At 62.5% G+C, this 23,803-nt stretch carries 22 protein-coding genes; 16 read left to right on the top strand and 6 right to left on the bottom strand.

The annotated features are described in order from the left end of the window. Window positions 1-66: 66 nt before the first annotated feature. Window positions 67-2,211: an ATP-dependent DNA helicase DinG gene (dinG, locus tag RGM2987_RS08870; RefSeq protein ID WP_245139871.1), complete on the bottom strand. Its 2,145-nt coding sequence runs from the start codon at window positions 2,209-2,211 to the stop codon at window positions 67-69. 100 nt (window positions 2,212-2,311) lie between these two features. Between dinG and RGM2987_RS08875 the strand changes: the two genes are divergently transcribed. Further along, window positions 2,312-2,776 carry a CopD family protein gene (locus RGM2987_RS08875; protein WP_245139873.1) on the top strand — a complete coding sequence of 155 codons (465 nt, stop codon included), beginning with the start codon at window positions 2,312-2,314 and terminating at the stop codon, window positions 2,774-2,776. Between the two features lie 184 nt (window positions 2,777-2,960). Here RGM2987_RS08875 and RGM2987_RS08880 read toward each other — a convergent pair whose 3' ends face one another. The 4 genes from RGM2987_RS08880 to RGM2987_RS08895 all read right to left on the bottom strand — a co-directional run bounded on the left by RGM2987_RS08880 (window position 2,961) and on the right by RGM2987_RS08895 (window position 5,639). Continuing rightward, the gene (locus RGM2987_RS08880) at window positions 2,961-3,719 is read right to left on the bottom strand and encodes a collagen-like protein (protein WP_245139875.1); all 759 of its coding nucleotides are present in this window, start codon (window positions 3,717-3,719) and stop codon (window positions 2,961-2,963) included. Continuing rightward, window positions 3,712-3,984, bottom strand: coding sequence for a DUF1145 domain-containing protein (locus RGM2987_RS08885; protein WP_245139877.1), 273 nt, complete (start codon window positions 3,982-3,984; stop codon window positions 3,712-3,714). Before RGM2987_RS08885 ends, RGM2987_RS08880 begins: the two co-directional genes overlap by 8 nt. Before the next feature lie 143 nt (window positions 3,985-4,127). Next, on the bottom strand, window positions 4,128-4,853 hold the full coding sequence (locus RGM2987_RS08890; protein ID WP_245139879.1) for an OmpA family protein: 726 nt from the start codon (window positions 4,851-4,853) through the stop codon (window positions 4,128-4,130). A gap of 90 nt (window positions 4,854-4,943) precedes the next feature. Then, complete coding sequence (locus RGM2987_RS08895) at window positions 4,944-5,639, bottom strand: OmpA family protein (protein ID WP_245139881.1); 696 nt, start codon at window positions 5,637-5,639, stop codon at window positions 4,944-4,946. Window positions 5,640-5,830: 191 nt separating this feature from the next. Here RGM2987_RS08895 and RGM2987_RS08900 point away from each other — a divergent pair, with 191 nt between their 5' ends. From RGM2987_RS08900 to RGM2987_RS08915, 4 genes are all read left to right on the top strand, one after another. Continuing rightward, on the top strand, window positions 5,831-6,328 hold the full coding sequence (locus RGM2987_RS08900) for a DUF6231 family protein (protein ID WP_245139884.1): 498 nt from the start codon (window positions 5,831-5,833) through the stop codon (window positions 6,326-6,328). A gap of 11 nt (window positions 6,329-6,339) precedes the next feature. Further along, window positions 6,340-6,816: a YchJ family protein gene (locus tag RGM2987_RS08905; RefSeq protein ID WP_245139887.1), complete on the top strand. Its 477-nt coding sequence runs from the start codon at window positions 6,340-6,342 to the stop codon at window positions 6,814-6,816. 69 nt (window positions 6,817-6,885) lie between these two features. After that, a complete protein-coding gene (locus RGM2987_RS08910) occupies window positions 6,886-7,371 on the top strand; it encodes an LEA type 2 family protein (protein WP_245139889.1) in 486 nt (161 codons plus the stop codon). A gap of 5 nt (window positions 7,372-7,376) precedes the next feature. Continuing rightward, window positions 7,377-7,580, top strand: coding sequence for an SEC-C metal-binding domain-containing protein (locus RGM2987_RS08915; protein ID WP_003198420.1), 204 nt, complete (start codon window positions 7,377-7,379; stop codon window positions 7,578-7,580). A gap of 454 nt (window positions 7,581-8,034) precedes the next feature. On the opposite strand, the gene RGM2987_RS08920 is transcribed toward RGM2987_RS08915, so the two are convergent. Continuing rightward, window positions 8,035-8,592, bottom strand: a complete 558-nt coding sequence (locus RGM2987_RS08920; RefSeq protein ID WP_245139892.1) for a cysteine hydrolase family protein — start codon at window positions 8,590-8,592, stop codon at window positions 8,035-8,037. A 357-nt stretch (window positions 8,593-8,949) separates the two neighbouring features. On the opposite strand from RGM2987_RS08920, the gene RGM2987_RS08925 reads away from it, so the two are divergent. The 11 genes from RGM2987_RS08925 (at window position 8,950) to pdeM (ending at window position 23,772) form a co-directional block, all read left to right on the top strand. Further along, window positions 8,950-11,400: a penicillin acylase family protein gene (locus tag RGM2987_RS08925; protein ID WP_245139894.1), complete on the top strand. Its 2,451-nt coding sequence runs from the start codon at window positions 8,950-8,952 to the stop codon at window positions 11,398-11,400. A gap of 234 nt (window positions 11,401-11,634) precedes the next feature. Then, complete coding sequence (locus tag RGM2987_RS08930) at window positions 11,635-12,663, top strand: ligase-associated DNA damage response exonuclease (RefSeq protein WP_245139897.1); 1,029 nt, start codon at window positions 11,635-11,637, stop codon at window positions 12,661-12,663. Continuing rightward, window positions 12,660-14,351 (top strand): ATP-dependent DNA ligase, encoded by a 1,692-nt coding sequence (locus RGM2987_RS08935; protein ID WP_245139900.1) that lies wholly within the window; start codon window positions 12,660-12,662, stop codon window positions 14,349-14,351. Before RGM2987_RS08930 ends, RGM2987_RS08935 begins: the two co-directional genes overlap by 4 nt. 389 nt (window positions 14,352-14,740) lie before the next feature. Beyond that, window positions 14,741-15,874: an acyltransferase gene (locus RGM2987_RS08940; protein WP_245139903.1), complete on the top strand. Its 1,134-nt coding sequence runs from the start codon at window positions 14,741-14,743 to the stop codon at window positions 15,872-15,874. Window positions 15,875-16,141: 267 nt separating this feature from the next. Beyond that, a complete protein-coding gene (locus tag RGM2987_RS08945; RefSeq protein WP_245139906.1) occupies window positions 16,142-16,924 on the top strand; it encodes a transporter substrate-binding domain-containing protein in 783 nt (260 codons plus the stop codon). Between the two features lie 57 nt (window positions 16,925-16,981). Then, window positions 16,982-17,710 (top strand): ABC transporter permease, encoded by a 729-nt coding sequence (locus RGM2987_RS08950; protein WP_245139908.1) that lies wholly within the window; start codon window positions 16,982-16,984, stop codon window positions 17,708-17,710. Continuing rightward, the gene (locus RGM2987_RS08955) at window positions 17,707-18,417 is read left to right on the top strand and encodes an ABC transporter permease (protein ID WP_245139910.1); all 711 of its coding nucleotides are present in this window, start codon (window positions 17,707-17,709) and stop codon (window positions 18,415-18,417) included. The genes RGM2987_RS08950 and RGM2987_RS08955 overlap by 4 nt, the downstream gene beginning before the upstream one ends. A gap of 28 nt (window positions 18,418-18,445) precedes the next feature. Next, on the top strand, window positions 18,446-19,564 hold the full coding sequence (locus RGM2987_RS08960) for a succinylglutamate desuccinylase/aspartoacylase family protein (protein WP_245139912.1): 1,119 nt from the start codon (window positions 18,446-18,448) through the stop codon (window positions 19,562-19,564). Between the two features lie 13 nt (window positions 19,565-19,577). Continuing rightward, window positions 19,578-20,342, top strand: a complete 765-nt coding sequence (locus tag RGM2987_RS08965; protein WP_245139914.1) for an ATP-binding cassette domain-containing protein — start codon at window positions 19,578-19,580, stop codon at window positions 20,340-20,342. A 287-nt stretch (window positions 20,343-20,629) separates the two neighbouring features. Further along, on the top strand, window positions 20,630-23,116 hold the full coding sequence (locus tag RGM2987_RS08970) for a ligase-associated DNA damage response DEXH box helicase (protein WP_245139916.1): 2,487 nt from the start codon (window positions 20,630-20,632) through the stop codon (window positions 23,114-23,116). Beyond that, window positions 23,116-23,772 carry a ligase-associated DNA damage response endonuclease PdeM gene (gene pdeM / locus RGM2987_RS08975; protein WP_245139919.1) on the top strand — a complete coding sequence of 219 codons (657 nt, stop codon included), beginning with the start codon at window positions 23,116-23,118 and terminating at the stop codon, window positions 23,770-23,772. The genes RGM2987_RS08970 and pdeM overlap by 1 nt, the downstream gene beginning before the upstream one ends. The last annotated feature ends 31 nt before the right edge of the window (window positions 23,773-23,803 follow it).

Here is a 23,803-nt window from a genome sequence, read left to right on the forward strand (position 1 = left end):
CTGCTTCGCAGCCCAGCGGGAGCAAGCTCCCTCGCCACAACAAGCTCTTGGGCCACTAGGCGAACGCTAGGAAATCTCCCGCCGAAACGGCGGCAGCGCATTGAGGATCGCCTTGCCATAGCGCTGGGTCACCAGCCTGCGGTCGAGCAGGGTGATGGTGCCGCGGTCTTCCTCGGTACGCAGCAACCGACCGCAGGCCTGGACCAGTTTCAACGAGGCGTCCGGCACGGAGATTTCCATGAACGGGTTGCCTCCGCGGGCTTCGATCCACTCGGCCAGGGCGGCTTCCACCGGATCGTCGGGAACCGAAAACGGGATCTTGGCGATCACCACGTGTTCGCAATAGGCGCCCGGCAAGTCCACGCCTTCGGCAAAGCTCGCCAGGCCGAACAGCACACTGGAATCGCCACCGTCGACCCGTGCCTTGTGCTTGTTCAGGGTTTCCTGCTTCGACAGGTTGCCCTGGATGAACACCTGCTTGCGCCAGTCGCGGTCGAGGCCATCGAACACGTCCTGCATCTGTTTGCGCGAGGAAAACAGCACCAGGGTGCCGCGCGAGCCCTCCACCAGCTCCGGCAGGTCGCGAATGATCGCGGCGGTATGGCCGGCGGCGTCCCGTGGGTCGGCCTTGAGGTCCGGTACCCGCAGCACGCCGGCGTCGGCGTGGTGAAACGGGCTTGGGACCACTGCGGTCACGGCTTTTTTCGGCAGGCCGGCGCGCATGCGGAAACGGTCGAAGGTGCCCAGGGCTGTCAGCGTGGCGGAGGTCACCAACGCGCCGTAGGCCACGTTCCACAAATTGCGCCGCAGCATCTCGGCCGCCAGGATCGGGCTGGCATTGACCTCGATGTCGAACAGCGAGCCGCTTTCGGCCAGAGTCAGCCAGCGCGCCATCGGCGGGTTGTCTTCCGGGTCTTCGGTGGTGAAAGCGGTCCACAACTCCCAGTTGCCCTGGGAGCGCGACAGCAGGCTGCCGAACAGCGGGTACCACTCCTCGGCCTGGTTACTGGCGATGCCGATATTGACCTCGCCGTCCATGCCTTCCTTGAGCAGATCGGTCAGGCGCGTGAACAGGTCGGTCAGGCGCGCAAAACCCTTCTTGAGTTCGATGCCCATTTCGCGCATGTGCTCGGGAATCACCCCGCCGACAAACCGGTGGCGTGGTCGCTCGCGGCCTTCGACGTCTTCGCCGGGCTTGAAATCGGCGACTTGCTCGCAGGCGGTGAACATGAACTGCTGATTCGTCTTGATTTCCCGTGCCAGCTCGGGCACCTGCTCGATGAACTTGCCCAGGTCGCCCGGCAGCGGGTGCTGGGCCAACAGCTTGGTGAGGTTCTTGGCAGTGGTTTCCAGCCAGTCGGCGGTGGAACGCAGCCTGGTGTAATGGGCGAAATGCCCGATGGCCTTGTCCGGCAGGTGATGACCTTCGTCGAACACGTAGATCGTGTCTCGCGGGTCAGGCAATACCGCGCCGCCGCCCAGGGCCAGGTCCGCCAGGACCATGTCATGGTTGGTCACGATGACGTCGACCTTGCCCATGCCTTCGCGGGCCTTGTAGAACGCGCATTGGCCGAAGTTCGGGCAATGGCGGTTGGTGCACTGGCTGTGATCAGTGGTCAAGCGCGACCAGTCGGCGTCTTCCAGGGCCGTGGACCAACTGTCGCGATCGCCGTCCCACTTATTGCCGGCCAGTTTCTCGATCATGCTGGTGAACAGCTTCTGGCTGGCCTCATCGACTTCGATCTTGAAGCCTTCTTCTTCGAACAACTGGGCCGTGGCAGTCTGCGCATGACCTTCCTGGAGCAACATGTCGAGCTTGGACAGGCACATGTAGCGCCCGCGCCCCTTGGCCAGCGCGAAGGTGAAATTCAACCCGCTGTTGCGCATCAGGTCGGGCAGATCCTTGAAGACGATCTGTTCCTGCAGGGCGATCGTTGCCGTGGCGATCACCAGGCGTTTGCCGGCGGCCTTCGCGGTGGGAATCGCCGCCAGGCTGTAGGCCACGGTCTTGCCGGTACCGGTGCCGGCCTCCACCGCCACGACAGCGGGCTCGCCGCTGCGCCGGCCTTCGTCGTCGGTGTCGATGTCACCCAGGACCTTCGCCACTTCGGCGATCATCAGGCGCTGGCCGTATCGCGGCTTGAGGCTCTTGGCTTCGAGAAAACGCGAATAGGCGCCCTGGATCGTGGTTTTGAGTTCGGTGCTGATCATGAATGGTCGGGCGCTAAAAAACGCTGGATAAATTTTCAGTGGTTCGGATCGGCGGCTATCATACCCCGCGAATCGATCCTGCGCAGAACGGAGTAACCCAATGACACTTTTCGCCCTTGTCTACACCCTGCATTTGCTGGCGGCCCTGGTCTGGGTCGGCGGCATGTTCTTCGCCTGGATGATCCTGCGCCCCGCCGCAATCACGGCACTTGAGGGCCCTGCCAGGCTCAAGCTGTGGCTAGAAGTGTTTCAGCGTTTTTTCGTCTGGGTCTGGGTTGCGGTGATACTTTTGCCGATCAGCGGCACAGGCCTGATCCACCTGCGCTTCGCCGGTTTCGAGACCGCTCCGCGTTACGTGCAGATCATGATGGGCCTGTATGTGGTGATGGCCGCCCTGTTCATCCGCATCCAGGGCCTGCAATTGCCGTCATTGCGCAGCGCCGTGGACGGGCAGGATTGGCCGGCGGGTGCAGCAGTGCTGGGGAAAATTCGCCAGTTGGTGGGCATTAACCTGCTGATCGGCTTGCTGGTGGTGGCGATCGGCGCGGCGCGGCCGATGTTCTGAAGCGATCCCTGCCTGGACACAAAACCCTGTGGGAGCGGGCTTGCTCGCGAAGGCGTCGATACAGTCAGCATTTCTATTGACTGACCCACCGCTTTCGCGAAAGCGGTGGGTCAGTCAATAGAAATGCTGACTGTATCGACGCCTTCGCGAGCAAGCCCGCTCCCACATTCAGTTCGTCATACGCTTAAAACCGCTGCACCGTCACCGATCCCGCCGCACCCGCAGGCCCTGGCTGGCCAGCCGCACCGGGGCGACCGCTCTTGCCACCGTCGGCGGTGTAGACCAGGCAGCCCTTGGCCTTGCCGCCGTGACCGGGTTTGCCGCCCTGCCCGGCGGCACCACCGGCGCCACCGTCCACCGTCACTTTGATCTGCTCGGCGGGGTAGGCGCGGGGCAATTCCAGGCGTACCAGTGCGCCAGCCGCGCCCGACTGGCCATCGCTGCCGTTGCTGCCATCGGCGCCGCGTCCGGCCGAACCCCAGGTGCAACCCGGTGCCTGGCCGTTGGCGCCATCAAGGCCGACGTAACCCGGCGCACCGGCGCCGCCACGGGCATCCACCGACAACAACGGTGCATTCAAGGCAGCGAAGCGCAGGTTCAGGTCGCGTCCAGGCTTTGCCGCCTTCGTATAAGTACCGGGTGCGCCTCGGGCCGTGATCTGGCTGCCATCGGCCAGCTCGGCCTGGGCAACCTGCATCTCCAATGCCTGTTGCGCCGGCACGATGGCGATCCGAGCTTCGCGCCCCAGGTGCAGTTGTTCGATGGACAATTGGGTGACGTTGGACGGCACCAGCAGCGTGCCATAGTCGGCCACATCCAGCCGCTCCAGGGTCAGGGTGCTGGTGGTATTGGGCAGGCGCAGCAGCGAGTGGCTTTCGACCTGGACTACCTGGGCGCAGGCCAATGGGCACACGAATGCAGCGAGCAGACACAATTTACGCATGGGAAGCCTCTGGCGCGGTCGGGAGGGTTTGCAGGTGGAAGATGCCGAACAGCAGCACGCGCAGGCGATCACGGCCGGGGGAGGGTTGGCCGCGCAAACTGGCTCTGAACAGCAACAACTCCAGCAAATGAACCGCTAGCAGCAACGCCCCCGCCAGATTGACCAACAGATGCAGCGGATGGACGAACGGCATGATCAGGTTGACCAGCACCACCAGCCAGAACAGCAGGGTCAGCAAGCGCCCCAGCCCCCATAACACCTTCATACGTCCCCCGGTAAACATTATTCTTTGGGGCACAGTAACGGCTCACGCGCGGCATACGCCAGAGGGCCGGGCAAATTTAATTTAGCGCCTGGCCAGAGCCTCCGGGTCGCTTGCCTGGCAATCCGGCGGCTCTGGGTCGGGGCTCAGCGTTGCAGGTGCAGTTCAACCCGACGGTTCTGCGCCCGCCCTTCGTCAGTGGTGTTATCAGCCACCGGCTCGCTTTCGCCCTTGCCCTCGCTGGTGAGCTTGTCTGGCGCCAATCCCTGGGTCAGCAAGTATTCCACGACGCTGCTGGCGCGACGTTCGGACAACCGCTGGTTATAGGCATCAGTCCCGACACTGTCGGTATGACCGACTACGCGGATGCTGACAACATTGGCATGGCTCAGCTTGCCCATCAGCCCGTCGAGCTGGCTTCGAGCTTCTGCGGTGAGATCGGATTTGTCGAAATCGAACAACACCTTGCCAGCGTCGTTGAGGGTGATGACCTCGCTCACCGGTGCCTGTGGCTCGACCGGCGGAGCACTGGCCGGGTACTGAGGCAGTGGGCAGCCATGATGCTCGACGGGGGTATTGGCTGGCGTGTCAGGGCACCGGTCGCGGCGGTCGAACACGCCGTCGCCGTCTTCATCGCCATCCTGGGCATAGCAGATCAAACCGCCACTCAGTACGCCCAGCGCGGCGCCGCCAGCAGCCCAGCCACCGCTTTCGATGGCCCCCAGGCCACCGCCGACAAGACCGCCGATCAAGCTGCAGATCGGCCAGGTGCGTTGATTGAGAGGTGCGCTGCCGTCGCTGTGAGTGGCGCAACCGGACAACAGACTGCTGGCCAGCAGCACCGGTAAGGCGGCTCTGATGAGAACGTTCATGGTGAAGGCTCCTGTGTCACCGGCCCATACCGGTCACACAGGAGTAAAGACCCGCATGTGCAACTCTACAAGCCGCACACGGCAAGGGGTTCAGCGATTTATCTTGATCTCGGTACGGCGGTTCAGGGCACGGCCGTCGGCAGTCTTGTTGTCCGCCACCGGCTGGCTCTCACCGAAACCGGTCACCGAGACGAAACTGGACCGAGGCACACCCTGTTCAACCAGGTACTGCACCACCGAGTTGGCTCGTTTTTCCGACAATCGTTTGTTATAGGCATCGCTGCCAACGCTGTCGGTATGCCCGCTCACCCGCAGTTGTGCGGTGGAGGATTCTTGCTTGAGTCGGGTCGCAACGGTGCTCAACGCCTGTTTGTCGGCCGGGGTCAGCGTGGCCTTGTTGAATTCAAAGTGCACATCCCGGATGACAATGGTTTCTTCCTTGACCACCACCGGCTCTTCAACCACTGGCGCCGGGGCTGGCGGCGGGCAACCGTCGGCATCGACCTGCACGCCCTTCGGCGTGCCCGGGCACTTGTCGCGGCTGTCCGGTACACCATCGCCGTCTTCGTCGCCGTCGCCATGGGCCCAGCACCAGGCGCCCGCCACGGTGCCGGCCACCAGCGCGCCAGGGCCGATCCAGGAACTGCTTTCGATGGCGCCCAATCCCGCGCCCACGACGCCGCCGGTGGCCGCACAGATCGGCCAGTCGGTTTTTTGCAAACCTGCGCAACCAGTCAACACACTGGTTAGCAGAACCAGGGGTAACGCTGTGCGAACTATGCTCATCGGGTGTTCTCCTTGAGGGATCGGCTTGGCGCCGATTCAAGGGAGTAAAGACCCGAGTTCGGATCTGCGCCAGCCTTGGGCATTTGCGATGTTCACCCCTGTTTGCGACCGTTCGACTCGCTTAAGCACACACCGCTCTAGGCCATGACGTCCGGGCAGGCTATCGTGGCGGTTCTGAATGAGGAACTTCGATGACCGTTGCCATTTCCGCGCGCACGCCCCAGCAAGCCCTGGCGGCCGTGCTAGACCGCTATGCTCCGCAAACCCTGCTGTTGATCGGCGCCAGCGGTTTTCCCGCGCTCGAAGCGTTCCGGCAGGCGCATCCCGACACCGACGTGGTCCATGCCGGTCCCGGTCCACTGCCGGCGCACGTGGCGGCGCGACGTTTTGACCTGGCCCTGGCGCTCGATTGCCTGGAGCATTTGCCCAAGCGCGACGGTCTGAACCTGTTGGGGGGCATCCGTAATCTCAACGCCAGTCGTATCGCGGTGCTGGCCGACCTCACCGCCTGCGGCTGGCAAGAAACGGACTTTTTTTCCCTGGCCCTGCAAGCCAGTGAGCGGTTCCAGCGCGACGAGCAGGTGCTGACCCTGTTCACCTATGATCTGCTTGAATACAAGCAGGTCCCCGACTGGCTCAACTCACGCTTCTGGGCCAATCCGGAAAACTTTGGAAAATATTGGTGGTAGCCGTGAACACAATGCACACAACCATTTGCCCGTGCGGCAGTGGCAATTCACTGGAGGCCTGCTGCGGTCATTACCACGACGGCCATCCGGCGCCCTGCGCCGAAGCCTTGATGCGCTCGCGCTACAGCGCCTATGTGCTGGGGCAGGTGGATTACCTCGTGCGCACCACACTGCCCGCGCAGCAGGACGGCCTGGACCGCCAGTCCATAAGTGAATGGAGCGCGAACAGTACGTGGCTCGGGCTGGAGGTGGAAAGCAGCGAAGTGTTCGGCGGGCAACCGGAGCACGCCTTCGTCACCTTCACCGCACGCTGGCACGACGGTCAGGGGGAACACAGCCACCGCGAACAGTCCTCGTTCGTGCAGAACGACGGGCACTGGTACTTCATCGACCCGACCGTGCCGGTCAAGACCGGACGCAACGACAGTTGCCCGTGCGGCAGCGGTCACAAATTCAAGAAGTGCTGCGCGGGCTACTTCGCTCGTTGATTTGGGAAATGTCCGACGCCCCCTCCTTTCACCTGCGGGCTAGACTGGGGTAAACCACGAGGCGTGGATATGGCCCTTTCATCACTGCTGCTACGCATTGCTTGCCTGCTGTTGTTCGCCGGGTTTGGCGGCTGCGCGTCCTGGCAGGGTGAGGACGCCCCGGAGCCGCAAGTGCACCTGGTCAAGGTCGAAGTGGTGCGGGCCCGGCTGCTGGAACAGAAGTTCATGCTGCATTTTCGCGTCGACAACCCCAACGACAGCGACCTGACGGTGCGCGGCCTGAGCTACCGCATCCATCTGGGGGACCTGCTGCTGACCGAAGGCGAGCATGAGCACTGGTTCACCGTAAGCCCCCGGCACAGTGCGTACTTCAAGGTGCCGATCCGCACCAACCTGTGGCCGCAGGTGCGCGAGGTGGTGAAACTGCTGCAAAAACCCCGGGAGCAAATCCCCTATCGACTGGAAGGCGAGCTGGAAACCGGTTTATTCATCGCCCACTACGTGCACCTGGAGCGCAATGGCGTGATAATCGCCGCCGATTTAATTGCGGAGTAACCCCGATGACCCAGCAACCCCACGTTCACGGCCCTGATTGCAATCACGATCATGACCATCATCACGACCATGACCACGGACACGTCCATGGCCCGAACTGCGGCCATGCCCACCAGGAACCGGTACGCAATGCCCTGAAGGATGTCGGTCGCAACGACCCTTGCCCATGCGGCAATGGCAAGAAATTCAAGAAGTGTCACGGGGCTTGATGGCTGGGGCGAAGAACTTCTTCGCCTGTTGATCCGTCATCGCGAGCAGGCTCGCTCCCACAAGGGGGGTGAAGGTGTTCACTGATCCCGCGTCCATCCTCGATCTACTGTGGGAGCGAGCTTGCTCGCGATAGCGGTGGGTCAGTCAGCATTGATTAACCTGACACGGCCCCTTCGCGAGCAAGCCCGCTCCCACAGGGGATGGGCAGTGTTCACTGATACCGCGTCCATCCTCGATCTACTGTGGGAGCGGGCTTGCTCGCGATAGCGGTGGGTCAGTCAGCATTGGTTAACCTGACACGGCCCCTTCGCGAGCAAGCCCGCTCCCACAGGGGATGGGCGGTGTTCACTGATCCTGCGTCCATCCTCGATCTACTGTGGGAGCGGGCTTGCTCGCGATAGCGGTGGGTCAGGCAACATCGATCCACCGGTTGCCGACCAGGCCCACAGGCAATCACCGCGCCTCAAGAATCCGTTGCACACTGGCCACCGTCGCATACTCGCCATGCAGGTTGCCCAAGGACATGGCATGCACCTCACTGGCCGAACGCGGGTTGCCGAAATAATCGGCCTTGTCGAAGGTAAAGCAGGCCTCTTCAGCGACCCAGGTGTCGAACCCCAGGTTGCCCGCCGTGCGTGCCGTGGACTCCACCGAGTTGTTCGTCGCCACGCCTACGATCACCAACTGCCTGATCCCGGCGCTGCGCAGGTGTTCTTCCAGGCGCGTCCCGCTGAAGGCATCCGGCACCTGCTTTTGTACCAGGCATTCCCCGGCCATCGGCTCGAATCGCGGTTGAACCTCAACCCCCGACTGCCCCGGCCAGAACACCGAATCCGGCGAGCGCGATAGATGATGGACATGAATGACCGGCCGCGCCGAATGCCGCCAGAACGCCAACAAATCCAGCATGCGCAGCTCCGCCTCGGGATTGTTGCGCGGGCCGAGCCTGGGGTGGAGGATGCCTTTTTGTTGATCGATGAGGATCAGCGCCGCGTCTTTGTGTAGCTGCATGCCGGTTTTTCCTTGCTCGGCCCTTTGATTCCCCTCACTTGAGCATCACAGATTCCTACAGGCAAGCCTTCAATCACTGAGTTCACTCAGATCCTGTGGCGAGGGAGCTTGCTCCCGCTGGGGCGGTCCGACGTCTCGGGCGAAGCCGCCCTCGCTTGTCAGCCGTCAAAGCTGATTGCGTCTGCTGCGCAGCCGAGCGGGAGCAAGCTCCCTCGCCACGGGTAACGGGGCGAGAACGCCAGCTTCGGGGTTTCATCGGCAAAACCACAAATAACCACCGCCCCCGCTTGCGCGGCCTTCGCCTGCTCACTAACGTAGCGCCTTTATTGCTGCCACCCCTCCCGCAGGAGCTTTGCCATGGCCTCGCCAGCCTCTATTTCCCTCATCCCCCGGCTCGGCGTTGCCGCCACAGTAGCCAGCGTGCTCGGTTTGAGCGGTTGCCAGACCTGGAATGCCCAGGACACGGTGCCGCCCGCCTCAGGCGTGCAACCACTCAAGGGGCTGGCGCAGAACGTCTCGGTCCGGCGCAATGCCATGGGCATGCCGCTGATCGAAAGCAACAGCTTCCATGACGCCCTGTTCACCCTCGGCTATGTCCATGCCAGCGACCGCATCACCCAGATGGTGACCCTGCGCCTGCTGGCCCAGGGGCGGCTGGCGGAAATGTCCGGCGCCGAGCGGCTGGACGTCGACCGCTACATGCGCACCGTCAACCTGAAGAAGAACGCCGATGAGCTGTACAAGGCCTCTTCGCCACGGCTCAAACGCTTCTTCGAGGTCTACGCCCGTGGCGTCAACGCCTACCTGTTCCGCTACCGCGACAAACTGCCGTCGGATCTGGCCGCCAGCGGATACAAACCTGAATACTGGAAGCCCGAAGACTCGGCGCTGATGTTCTGCCTGTTGAATTTCAGCCAGTCGGCCAACCTGCCGGAAGAAATCGCCAGCCTGGTGCTGGCCCAGAGCGTCAGCAACGACAAGCTCGCCTGGCTGAGCCCGTCCTATCCGGATGAGCAACTGCCCTTGGCCGAAGCCGACAAACTCCAGGGCATCCGGCTCAACGGCCAGGTGCCGGGCCTCGCCGAAGTCAGCAAGGCCACCGGTCAATTGGCCGAGCTGAACCTGTTGAACGTCGCGTCATCGAGTAACTGGGCCATCGCCCCGCAACGCAGCCGTAGCGGCAAGAGCCTTCTGGCCAGCGATAGCCACGGGCCGCTGGCTGCGCCGTCGCTGTGGAGCCCGGTGCAGATCCGTGCGCCCAAGTATCAGGCCGCCGGGGTTTCGGTGGCGGGCATTCCGATGATCCTGGCCGGTTTCAACGGCAAAGTCGCCTGGAGCATGACCAGCGTGCTGGGGGACAACCAGGACCTGTTCCTGGAAAAAATCCGACGCCAGGGCAATGGCCTGGCCTACGAGGTCAACGGCAAATGGCAGCCGGCAACGGTGCGCAACGAAACCTACTTCATCAAAGGCCAACGACCGATTCGTGAAGCGGTGTTCGAGACCCGCCACGGCCCGCTCCTCAACAGCGCCCAAGGCCCGGCCATGGCCAACGGTTTCGGCCTGGCCTTGCAGACGCCGAACTTTACCGACGACAAGACCCTGGACGCGTTCTTCGACCTGTCCCGGGCCCAGAGCGCCGAGAAAGCTTCCGATGCCAGTCGGGAAATCCGCGCCCTGGCCGCCAACCTGATCTTTGCCGATGCCAGCCATATCGGCTGGCAGGTCACCGGCCGCTATCCGAACCGCCGCGAAGGCGAAGGCCTGCTGCCATCGCCGGGCTGGGACGGCCGCTACGATTGGGACGGTTACGCCGACCCGATGCTCCACCCCTACGATCAGGACCCGGTCCAGGGCTGGCTCGGCACCGCCAACCAGCGGGTTATCCCCCATGGCTACGGCATGCAGCTGTCCAATTCCTGGGCCGCACCGGAGCGCGGCGAACGCCTGGCCGAACTGGCCAATGCCGGCAAGCACGACAGCCGCAGCCTGACCGCCATGCAATATGACCAGACCACCACGCTTGCGGCCAAGCTCAAGAAAGTCTTCGAGGCCCCGGGCATGGCCCAACCGCTCAAGCAGGCAATCGACGCGCTGCCGATGGCGGACCGGGCCAAGGCCCGCGAGGCCTACAGCCGCCTGATGGCCTTCGATGGCCGGCTCAGCCCGACCTCGGCCGACGCGGCGATTTATGAGCTGTTCCTGCAAGAAAGCATGAAGCAGATTTTCCTCGACGAACTGGGCCCCGAAAGCAACCCGGCATGGAAAGCGCTGGTAGCCAACGGTCAATTGTCCTACTCGGCCCAGGCCGATCATCTGCTTGGGCGCGAGGACAGCCCGTTCTGGGATGACGTGCGCACCCCGCAGAAAGAAGACAAGGCCATCATCCTCGCCCGTAGCCTGGCGGCGACCATCAGCGCCGGCGACAGCCAGTTGGGTGGCGACCACAACGCCTGGCAGTGGGGCAAACTGCACAGCTACGCCTGGAAAAACAGCAGTGGCCAGACCGTGCGCGGTCCGCTGGCAGCCGGCGGCGACGCCAGCACGCTCAATGTTTCGGCATTTGCCTGGGGCCAGGACTTCAACACGGTCCAGGCGCCGTCGATGCGCTTTATCGTGGACTTCGGCCAGCCTGAACCGCTGATGGTCCAGGACGGCACCGGCCAGTCGGGCAACCCGGCCAGCCCGAATTACGTCAATGGCATCGATCCGTGGATCAAGGGCCAGTACCAGAACCTGCCGCTGCAAGCGCAAAATTTTGACCGGGCGTATGGAAAGACGCGGTTGACCTTGGTGCCCGGAAAGTAGCTTGCCCCTTGTGGCGAGGGGATTTATCCCCGCTGGGCTGCGAAGCAGCCCTAGAATCAGCGACTCAGTGTGTCAGGAAAATCGAGTTGCTGTTTTGGGACTGCTTCGCAGTCCAGCGGGGATAAATCCCCTCGCCACAGGTAATCCGCCATTCCTGGCATCGCAGCAAACCCAATAGAACTTCTCCCCCCGCCCTCGCCTCTACCTGACAAGCCCATCGCCACGGTTGATTGCATGGACCTTGTCATTGCCCGCCCCGAAGGCCTGTATTGTCCGCCGGGGGATTTCTACATCGACCCCTGGCGCCCGGTGGAGCGCTCGGTCATCACCCACGCCCATGGCGACCATGCCCGTGGCGGCAATCAACACTACCTGGCAGCGGCCCCCGGCGAAGGGATCCTGCGTTCGCGGCTCGGCCAGGACATCAACCTGCAAACCCTGCCCTACGGCGAGCGCCTGTTGCATCACGGCGTAACCTTGAGTTTTCACCCCGCCGGCCACGTGCTCGGCTCGGCCCAGGTGCGCCTGGAATATCAAGGACAAGTGTGGGTCGCGTCCGGCGACTACAAAGTCGAGCCTGACGGCACGTGCACCCCGTTCGAACCGGTGAAGTGCCACACCTTCATCACCGAATCCACCTTTGGCTTGCCGATCTATCGCTGGCAGCCCCAGGCGCAGATCTTCGACGAGATCAACCAGTGGTGGCGGGCGAACATTGCCGTTGGCCGGGCGAGCGTGCTGTTCTGCTATTCGTTCGGCAAGGCCCAGCGAATCCTCCATGGCATCGACGAAAGCCTCGGCCCGATCCTGGCCCATGGAGCCGTGGAGCCGTTGAACCGGGTCTATCGCGAGGCCGGGGTTCATCTACCGCCGACGATCTACGCCGGCGAGCTGAAAAAGAACGACCCGATCATCGGCCAATCTCTGGTGATCGCCCCACCCTCTGCCGGCGGCAGCACCTGGATGCGCCGTTTCGGCGACTACAGCGACGCCTTCGCCAGTGGCTGGATGCGTCTTCGCGGTACCCGACGGCGGCGCGGCGTCGACCGCGGCTTCGTGCTCTCGGACCACGCTGACTGGCCCGGCCTGCTCTGGGCCATCGAACAGACCGGCGCCGAGCGGGTCATGGTCACCCACGGTTCGGTGGGCGTGCTGGTGCGTCACCTGTGCGAGCTAGGCCTCGACGCCCAGGGTTTCAGCACTGAATACGGCGACGATGAAGAAGACATCAGCGCCACCGACACTGGCGAGCAAGCACAATGAAAGCCTTTGCCCAGCTGTACGCCGACCTCGACGCCACCACTTCCAGCAATGCCAAGCTGGCCGCTATGCAGGACTACTTTCGCAAGGCTGCGCCCGAGGACGCAGCGTGGGCCGTGTACTTCCTCTCGGGAGGCCGACCACGGCAACTGGTGCCGGTGAAGATCCTGCGGGAGCTGGCCGTACAGGTGTCGGGGTTATCCCCCTGGTTATTCGAAGAGAGCTATCAAGCAGTCGGCGATCTTGCGGAAACCATCTCATTGGTGCTGCCGGAATCGCCCCACAGTTCCGATGAAGGCCTGGCGCTGTGGATCGAGGAAAAACTGTTGCCCTTGCGTGGCGAGTCGCCCGAGGTCCTGGCGCAGCGGTTACCGACGTTATGGGCGCAGTTGGACCGGTCGAGCCTGATGCTATGCATCAAGCTCATTACCGGCAGCTTTCGCGTCGGCGTGTCGAAACTGTTGGTGACCCGTGCCCTGGCCGGGCTCGCCAGCCTGGACAGCAAGCGGGTGGCCCAGCGGCTGGTGGGCTACACCGACCTGTCCCACCGCCCGACGGCGGCGAGCTACCTCAAGCTGATTGCCCCCGAGTCCGATGATGAACATGCCCAGCGCGGCGGCCAGCCTTATCCGTTTTTCCTGGCCCATGCCTTGTCGCAACCCGTTGAGCAATTCGACGCGCTGCTGGGACCGGCCAGCGACTGGCAAGTGGAATGGAAGTGGGACGGCATCCGCTCCCAGGTGATCAAGCGTGACGGGCATTTGTGGGTCTGGTCCCGGGGTGAGGAATTGGTGACCGAGCGCTTCCCCGAGCTGCACGGCCTGGCCCAGGCACTGCCCGACGGCACGGTGATCGACGGTGAAATCGTCGTGTGGAAAAGTGCCCAGCCATCGACCGGGGACGCCTTCGATCCGGAGGCGCCGCCCCTGCAACCGACCGTCCAGCCGTTCGCCCTGCTGCAACAGCGCATCGGTCGCAAGACCCTGAGCAAGAAAGTCCTGGAGGACGCCCCCGTGGTGGTGATGGCCTACGACCTGCTGGAATGGCAGGGTGAGGACTGGCGCAGCCGGCCCCAGGCCGAGCGCCGCGAACAATTGGAGGCGCTGATTGCTCGTGTCCACAGCCCGGTGCTGCTGCCGTCGCCGATCGTCACCGGCCAGGACTGGCTCGATCTCGCCCGGCAACGCGAAGCCTCCCGCAGCCTCGGCGTCGAAGGCATGATGCTCAAGGCCCGTGATGCGCTGTACGGCGTGGGGCGCACCAAGGACATGGGCGTGTGGTGGAAATGGAAGATCGACCCGTTCAGTGTCGACGCGGTGCTGATCTACGCCCAACGCGGCCACGGCCGACGCGCCAGCCTGTACAGCGACTACACCTTCGCGGTGTGGGACAACCCGCCGGGCAGCCGCGAACGCACCCTCGTCCCCTTCGCCAAGGCCTATTCAGGCCTGACCGATGAGGAAATGCGCCAGGTCGACAGCATCGTGCGCAAGACCACCGTGGAAAAATTCGGCCCGGTGAGCAGCGTCACGCCCACGCTGGTGTTCGAACTGGGATTCGAGGGCATCGCCCTGTCCAAGCGCCACAAAAGCGGAATCGCCGTGCGCTTCCCGCGGATGCTGCGCTGGCGCCAGGACAAGCGCGTCGAGGAAGCCGACACCCTGGCGACGCTGCAGGATTTATTAAAATGACGACCGACCGCTCTCCGGTCTGAGCCTCCATCAGCACACTTAAAAAATAGTTGCCGCGTGCGCCCCGCTAAGTTTGTGAAAACTATTGACGCCCGTATCAGTGACTTTTCTGACGTCGTAATTGCGTCACTTACATTACTCACAATAAATAAAAGCGACTGGCCCTTTTAAAGAGCGGTGCTAACGTGACAGCAGATCCGCAATTTATCAATTGGCTCTAGTCGTCCAGATCCTGCGCCAAGCCTTTTATGCGACCGTGAAGGGCATACAGATCATTCAAGGAACGGACAGCCCCTTCTCGCCAGGGTGAAGCCGAACGAGGCCGCTCCTGCGGGGGTGATCCAAGTGAAGCCCAAGGCCCGCCACCCGCACGCGCAAGGGAGCCTGATATGCACGCAGAAAAGCGCTTTCAGTCGCTGGACAGCTTCAGGGGGCTGATGGCTATTTCAGTAATGTTCTACCACTTGCGCGTCAGCGGCAGTTTCACCGAATGGCCGTTATTCCGCCACGCCGATATATTTGTCTCTTTCTTTTTTGTCTTGAGCGGCTTTGTCATGACGCACGCCTATGGCAGCCCTACGCCGTTTAATTTTCGAAAATTCTTTATAAGCCGAACCTTCCGCCTGCTCCCCCTGCATCTCTTCATGCTGAGCGTCTTTATATTGTTAGAGTTCGGTAGATATACGGCAGCGCAAAAAGGCATGGACTTCAACAATCCGCCATTTTCAGGAAAGTTTGCCCCGTCTGAAATTCTTCCGAATGCAACGCTGCTGCAGTCCTGGACGCAGTTGACTAATCCACTGTCGTTCAACTATCCGTCCTGGAGCATCAGCATCGAGTACTACACCTATATGCTTTTCGCCCTGATCCTGAACATCGCCTTCGGCACCAGGACGTGGGTATGGATGACCGTGGTACTGGTGGCTCTGGCGCTGTTGTATGCAGGCAATAGTTTCTTCACTGTCGAGTCATTGCGCGGCCTGGCCTATTTTTTTACCGGCTGCCTGGCTTACGCCGTGTATCAGAGACTTCCCCATCCTACCCAGGCCCACACTTGGCTGCTGACAACCCTTGAAGTGCTGGCGGTGGCATTGGCCCTGCTGTTCGTGATCAACGATTTTGCGGCCAAGCAGTTGTGGGCCAGCCCGTTGTTTGGCGTCGTCGTTGTGATATTCGCCTTCGATCGCGGCGCTGTCTCGCGGTTGTTGGCGCGCCCTGGCTTCGGTTTCCTCGGCAAGTTGTCTTACTCCATCTACCTGACTCATGCAGCCGTTCTGTTTTGCGCGGTCTCGGTGTTCATGGTGGCAAAAAACATCCTTGGCGTTGATGTTGCACCGATGATCGACGGGATTCGTTACCTGGATCTCGGTCATGCAGCGCTCAATCACCTCGTCGCTTTGCTGATTGCAGGATCGGTAGTCCTGGTGTCCATGTTTACCTACCGATACGTCGAAATGACCGGGCAATCCCTTGGCCGGGCACTTAGTACTCCCCGAACGCAGCGGTCCGGCCTGGAGGTCTGAGTACCGAGGCTCGAAAAAACCGTGGCGAACCTTCGTACTGGCATGCCATCGAGAGCCTGCGTCGACGCGCCATGACGGTGCACCTTTTATGACCCGCCTCCCCCCGCGCACCATCTCGCCCCGCCTGTTGTTTCCAAAGTTTTTAAAACGTTTGTTCGGCACTCTGGTTCGGAAATTGCTATCTTTTTGCCGTCATACCGTTCTCGCCTTCACCGGTAACAATACTTACGCGCCACAAGCGCTCATATTGGTTTTAGGGATTGAATAATGAAAAAAGCACTGCTGACCCTTTCTGCACTGGCGTTGTGCATGGCCGCCGGCGCCGCCACGGCCAAGGAATACAAGGAACTGCGTTTTGGTGTCGACCCGTCCTACGCTCCATTTGAATCCAAGGCCGCCGACGGCAGCCTGGTCGGTTTCGACATCGACCTGGGCAATGCGATCTGTGCTGAGCTGAAGGTCAAATGCAAATGGGTCGAAAGCGATTTCGACGGCATGATCCCTGGCCTCAAGGCCAATAAATTCGACGGTGTCATTTCTTCGATGACCGTTACCCCGGCCCGTGAAAAAGTCATCGACTTCTCCAGCGAGCTGTTCTCCGGACCGACCGCCTACGTGTTCAAGAAGGGTTCGGGCTTGAGCGAAGACAAAGCCTCGCTCAAGGGCAAGACTGTCGGCTACGAGCAAGGCACCATCCAGGAAGCCTACGCCAAGGCCGTGCTGGACAAGGCCGGCGTGAAGACCCAGGCCTACCAGAACCAGGACCAGGTCTATGCCGACCTGACCTCCGGCCGTCTCGATGCCGCCATCCAGGACATGCTGCAAGCCGAACTGGGCTTCCTCAAATCGCCAAAAGGCGCTGACTATGAAGTCAGCAAGCCGGTGGACAGCGAGCTGCTGCCGGCCAAGACCGCCATCGGTATCAAGAAAGGTAACAGTGAGCTGAAGGCCCTTTTGGATAAAGGTATCAAAGCGTTACACGATGACGGCAAGTATGCCGAAATCCAGAAAAAACACTTTGGCGATCTGAATCTGTACAGCGGCAAATAATGCGCTGCGCCCATCCGCTTTCGGATGGGCGCTTTTTTCCTGCCAAAGGCTTCTTCCATGTTCGAACAACTCCTACAAAATCTGGGGCTCTCGGCCTTCAGCCTGCAGGGCTTTGGCCCACTGCTGATGCAAGGCACCTGGATGACCATCAAGCTCTCGGCCCTGTCCTTGCTGTTGAGCGTCGTGCTCGGCCTGCTCGGCGCCAGTGCGAAACTGTCCAGTGTCAAACTGCTGCGAATCCCGGCCCAGCTCTACACCACGCTGATTCGTGGCGTACCGGATCTGGTGCTGATGCTGCTGATCTTCTACAGCCTGCAAACCTGGCTGACTTCTCTTACAGACTTCATGGAATGGGAATACATCGAAATCGACCCATTCGGCGCCGGGGTGATCACCCTGGGCTTCATTTATGGTGCGTACTTCACCGAGACCTTTCGCGGCGCGATCCTCGCCGTGCCCCGGGGCCAGGTCGAAGCCGCCACCGCGTACGGCCTCAAGCGTGGCCAGCGCTTTCGCTTCGTGGTGTTCCCGCAGATGATGCGTTTTGCCCTGCCGGGGATCGGCAATAACTGGATGGTCATGCTCAAGGCCACCGCGCTGGTGTCGATCATCGGTCTGGCCGACCTGGTCAAGGCCGCCCAGGATGCGGGCAAGAGCACCTACCAACTGTTCTACTTCCTGGTACTGGCGGCGTTGATCTACCTGCTGATCACCAGCGCATCGAACTTCATCCTGCGCTGGCTTGAACGCCGCTACGCTGCCGGAGCCCGGGTGGCCGTGCGATGATCGAACTTCTACAGGAATACTGGCGACCGTTCCTCTACAGCGACGGCGTCAACGTCACCGGCCTGGCGATGACCCTCTGGCTGCTCAGCGCCGCGCTGCTGATCGGTTTCGTGGTATCGATCCCGCTGTCGATTGCCCGGGTTTCGCCCAAGTTCTACGTGCGCTGGCCGGTGCAGTTCTACACCTATCTGTTTCGTGGAACACCGCTGTATATCCAGCTGTTGATCTGCTACACCGGCATCTACAGCATCGCGGCGGTGCGCGCCCAGCCGTTGCTCGACAGTTTCTTTCGCGATGCGATGAACTGCACGATCCTGGCCTTCGCCTTGAACACCTGCGCGTACACCACGGAGATTTTCGCCGGGGCGATCCGCAGCATGAACCACGGTGAAGTCGAGGCCGCCAAGGCTTATGGCCTGACCGGCTGGAAGCTTTACGCCTACGTGATCATGCCTTCGGCGCTGCGACGCTCGTTGCCGTACTACAGCAACGAAGTGATTTTGATGCTGCACTCGACGACCGTGGCGTTCACCGCTACCGTTCCAGACGTGCTCAAAGTCGCCCGGGATGCCAACTCGGCCACCTTCCTGACGTTCCAGTCGTTCGGGATCGCCGCGTTGATCTACCTGACCGTCACCTTTGCACTGGTGGGCCTCTTCCGCCTCGCCGAACGCCGCTGGCTGGCTTTCCTCGGGCCGGCCCACTAAGGGCTTCCGTTTCAGGACACACACGCAAATGCGCCACCAGATTCATGAATTGCAGGCCCCGGTGCCGGGGACCGCACGCAAGATCCACAGCTTTCACTTCGGCCCCGAAAAAGCCGTTGGCAAGGTCTACATCCAGGCCTCACTGCACGCCGATGAGCTGCCCGGCATGCTGGTTGCCTGGCACCTCAAGCAACGCCTGGCCGAACTCGAAGCCTCGGGGCACCTGCGCCACGAGATCGTACTGGTGCCGGTCGCCAACCCCATCGGCCTGGAGCAGGTGCTGATGGACGTGCCCCTGGGCCGCTATGAAATGGAGAGCGGGCAGAACTTCAACCGCCGCTTCGTCGACCTGAGCGAAGAGATCGGCAACGAAATCGAAGAGCTGCTCACCGACGACCCGCAGCACAACCTGATGCTGATCCGCACCAGCCTGCGCGATGCCCTCGCCCGCCAGACCGCGAGCACGCAATTGCAGTCCCTGCGCCTGGTGTTGCAGCGACTGGCCTGCGACGCCGACATGGTGCTGGACCTGCACTGCGACTTCGAAGCCGTGGCCCATCTCTACACCACGCCTGAAGCCTGGCCACAGGTCGAGCCGCTGGCGCGCTACCTCGGTGCCGAAGCGTGCCTGCTGGCTACCGATTCGGGCGGCCAGTCCTTCGATGAATGCTTCACCCTGCTCTGGTGGCAGCTCAAGGAACGCTTCGGCGAGCGCTTCGAGATTCCCTTGGGCAGTTTCTCGGTCACCGTCGAATTGCGTGGCCAGGGCGACGTCAATCACGGCTTGGCGAGCCTCGACTGCCAGGCCTTGATCGAATACTTGATCCGCTTCGGCGCCATCGACGGCGAACCGATGCCCCTGCCCGAGCTGCCCTACCCGGCCACGCCGCTGGCCGGCGTCGAACCGGTGGCAACGCCCGTGGGCGGGTTGCTGGTCTACAGCGCCCTGCCCGGTGAATACCTGGAGGCGGGGCAACTGATCGCCGAGATCATCGACCCGGTCAACGACACCGTCACCCCGGTCCATTGCCGCAACGCCGGGCTGCTGTACGCTCGTTCGCTACGCCGCATGGCCACGGCCGGCATGGTGATTGCCCATGTCGCCGGCGCCGAAGCCTATCGCAGCGGCTACCTACTTTCGCCTTGAGGATGCATGTTCCATGTACAAATTGACCATCGAAGGCCTGCATAAAAGCTATGGCCAGCATGAGGTGCTCAAAGGCGTTTCGCTCAAGGCCAGGACCGGCGACGTGATCAGCCTGATCGGCGCCAGCGGCTCGGGCAAAAGCACCTTTCTGCGTTGCATCAACTTTCTAGAACAACCCAACGACGGCGCCATGAGCCTGGACGGCCAGTCAATCCAGATGATCAAGGACCGCCATGGCATGCGCGTGGCCGACGACGCCGAACTGCAACGCATCCGCACGCGCCTGGCCATGGTCTTCCAGCATTTCAACCTGTGGAGCCACATGACCGTGCTGGAAAACATCACCATGGCGCCACGCCGGGTGTTGGGCGTCAGCAAGCAGGAAGCCGACGAGCGCGCCCGGCGCTATTTGGACAAGGTCGGCCTGCCTGCACGGGTCGCCGAGCAATACCCGGCATTTCTTTCCGGCGGCCAGCAGCAACGCGTGGCGATCGCCCGGGCGCTGGCGATGGAGCCGGAGGTAATGCTCTTCGACGAGCCGACATCGGCCCTCGACCCGGAACTGGTGGGTGAAGTCTTGAAGGTGATCCAGGGCCTGGCCGAAGAAGGCCGGACGATGATCATGGTGACCCACGAAATGAGCTTCGCCCGCAAAGTCTCCAACCAGGTGCTGTTCCTGCACCAGGGCCTGGTGGAAGAAGAAGGCGCGCCGCAAGACGTACTGGGCAACCCCAAGAGCGAACGGCTCAAGCAGTTTCTCAGTGGCAACCTGAAGTAACAGCGCAATCCAGACTTCCCACCGCCAGGTCGGTGCCTGAACGCCGCTATCAAGCCAGGCCCTAAACCTCGTGGCGAGGGAGCTTGCTCCCGCTGGGCTGCGAAGCGGCCCCCCGGTTCTGACTGACACACCGCCAGGGGACGCTACGCGTCCAGCGGGAGCAAGCTCCCTCGCCACAAAAGCCCGCGAGCCCAGTGCTTTCATTCTCCAGCGGGCGCTACGCCATAAAACCTTTCGCGCTCCTGCGTGGTCACTGAGAGAACACTCCCAGGACGCACACGGCAGGCATGGCGACATCCAACGACTTCGCAAGACAATGGTTCAGCGCCCGCGGCTGGAAGCCGTTCGCTTTTCAGAAGCAGGTCTGGGCCGCCGTCAAGCGTGGGGAGTCGGGGTTGTTGCATGCCAGCACCGGAGCGGGCAAGACCTATGCAGTCTGGTTCGCCGCTCTCAACCGCTTTGCCCGACGCGTCCCACCGGCGGATAAACCACGCAAACGCAAACCGCCGGCCGAACCACTGACCGTACTGTGGATCACGCCGATGCGGGCGCTGGCCGCTGACACAGGCAAAGCCCTGGAGGCGCCGCTGACGGACTTGCAATTGCCCTGGAGCGTCGGCCTGCGCACCGGCGACACCAGCGCCAGCGAACGGGCGCGCCAAGGCCGGCGCTTGCCCAGCGCGCTGATTACCACCCCCGAAAGCCTGACCCTGATGCTCGCCCGGGCCGATGCGCATACCGCAACGTCAACCCTGCGCATGGTCGTGGTGGATGAATGGCACGAGTTGATCGGCAACAAACGAGGCGTGCAGCTGCAATTGGCCCTGGCGCGCCTGCGACACTGGAATCCCGGACTCATCGTCTGGGGCGTGTCCGCCACCTTGGGCAATCAGGCCCATGCCGAACAGGTACTGCTGCCCCAAGGCAACGGCGTGAGCGTGCAAGGGGCCAACGGCAAGGCGCTTGTAGTCGACACACTGTTACCACCGGCCCTCGAACGTTTTCCCTGGGCCGGACACATTGGCTTGAAGATGCTGCCCCAGGTCGTTGCACAGATCGACGCCAGCAGCAGTTGCCTGGTGTTCACCAACACCCGGGCCCAATCGGAAATCTGGTACCAGGCGATCCTCGAAGCAAGACCCGACTGGGCTGGACTGATCGCCCTGCACCACAGCTCGCTGTCCCGCGAGACCCGCGATTGGGTCGAACGCGCCCTGAAGGACGGCCAGCTCAAAGCAGTGGTCTGCACCTCCAGTCTGGACCTGGGGGTGGACTTCCTGCCGGTGGAGCGCGTGCTGCAGATCGGTTCGGCCAAGGGCGTGGCGCGCCTGATGCAGCGCGCCGGGCGCTCCGGTCACGCGCCGGGACGCGTCTCGCGGGTGACCTTGGTGCCGACCCACAGCCTGGAGCTGATCGAGGCCGGCGCTGCCCAGGACGCCGTGGCCCAACGGCGCATCGAACCTCGCGAGTCACCCTACAAGCCCCTGGATGTGCTGGTGCAACATCTGGTCAGCATGGCACTGGGTGGCGGTTTCATTCCCGGGGAACTGTTCGAAGAAGTGCGCGGCGCCTGGGCCTATCGCGACCTGAACCCGGCCGAATGGGCCTGGGCCCTGGCCTTTGTGCGTCACGGCGGCCTGTCGTTGACTGCCTACCCGGATTACCGTCGGGTCGAACCGGACGAGCACGGGATCTGGCGCGTGCCTGACGCCCGTCTGGCCCGGCGCCACCGCATGAGCATTGGTACCATCGTCAGCGATGCCAGCCTGCAATTGAAATTCTGGAGCAAGGGCGGTGGCGGCAAGACCCTGGGCAGCGTGGAAGAAGGCTTTATCGCCCGCCTGCGGCCCGGCGACGGCTTCCTGTTTGCCGGGCGACTGCTGGAGCTAGTGCGGGTCGAAGACATGACCGCCTACGTGCGACGCAGCCAGGCCAGGAAGGCCGCCGTCCCGCGCTGGAACGGCGGGCGGATGCCGCTTTCCAACGAACTGGCGGCCGCTGTCGTGGCCCGTCTCAGCGAGGCCGCCGCTGGCCGCTTCGCAGGCCCGGAGATGCAAGCGGTAAAACCCTTGCTGCTGACCCAGCAACGCTGGTCCGGCTTGCCCACGCAAGATTCGCTGCTGGCCGAGGCACTCAAGTCCCGGGAGGGATGGCACCTGTTTTTGTACCCGTTCGCCGGGCGCCAGGTGCATCTGGGGCTGGCAAGCCTGATGGCCTGGCGCGTCAGCCAGCAGCAACCGGTGACGTTCTCCATCGCGGTCAACGACTATGGGCTGGAATTGCTCAGCGCCACGCCGGTGGACTGGTCCCGCTACCTGACCCCGCAACTGCTGAGCAGCGAACATCTGCTGGCCGATGTGCTTGCCAGCCTCAATGCCGGCGAACTGGCCCTGCGGCGCTTTCGGGAAATCGCCCGGATCGCCGGACTGGTGTTTGCCGGTTACCCCGGCGCGCCGAAAAGCACCCGCCAGGTCCAGGCCTCCAGCGGGCTGTTCTTTCAGGTTTTCAAGCAGTACGACGCCGACAACCTGCTGCTGGCCCAGGCCGGCGAGGAAGTCTTGCGTGAAGAATTGGATATCCGTCGACTGGAGCAGACCTTGGCACGCCTCAATACGTTGAAGCTGGACCTGCATGCGATCAAACGCCCGACACCCCTCGGCTTTCCATTATTGGTGGAGCGGTTCAGGGAAAGCATGAGTTCGGAGAAACTCGCCGATCGCATTCGGCGAATGGTCAGCGAGCTGGAAAAAACCGCCGATGAGGGTGACGCGTGATGCCGGCGCCTTATCCCGTCAGCCTCGCCGGCGAAGAACTCTGGCTGCTACCGGAAAAAGCCCTGTATTGGCCGGCCCAGGAGACCCTGATGGTGGCTGATGTGCATTTCGGCAAGGCTGCCGCCTATCGCAGCCTCGGCCAACCGGTGCCCCATGGCACCACCGCCAGTAACATCGCCGTGCTGGACGCATTGCTGGCGAGCCTGCCGTGTCGGCAGTTGATCTTTCTCGGGGATTTTCTCCACGGCCCCGGCTCCCATGCGCCCGGCACCCTGAAAGCGCTTCACGACTGGCGCGGGCGACACCCACACCTGGCAATGACGCTGATTCGCGGCAACCATGACAAACGCGCCGGGGACCCACCCTCGACCCTGAACATTCGCGTGGTGCCGGAGCCACTGCTGTTAGGCCCTTTCGCCGTGCAACACGAGCCTGACCCACACCCCAGCCGTCACGTGCTGGCCGGTCATGTGCACCCGGTCTACCACCTGAGGGGCAAAGGGCGCGAGCGCCTGCGCCTGGCCTGCTTTCGGCTGGGCAGCGAAATCAGCCTGCTGCCGGCCTTCGGTGCATTCACAGGCGGTTACCGGGTCGAGCAAGACAGTGATTGCAGGATTTTTGTTATCGGCGATGGCGAAATCTGGCCCGTCAGCTGACGCCCCGTGTGCTGTCGCTTACGGACCACTC

Origin of the sequence: Pseudomonas sp. RGM2987, from assembly GCF_022952855.1 — a bacterium.
Taxonomy (GTDB): Bacteria; Pseudomonadota; Gammaproteobacteria; order Pseudomonadales; family Pseudomonadaceae; genus Aquipseudomonas.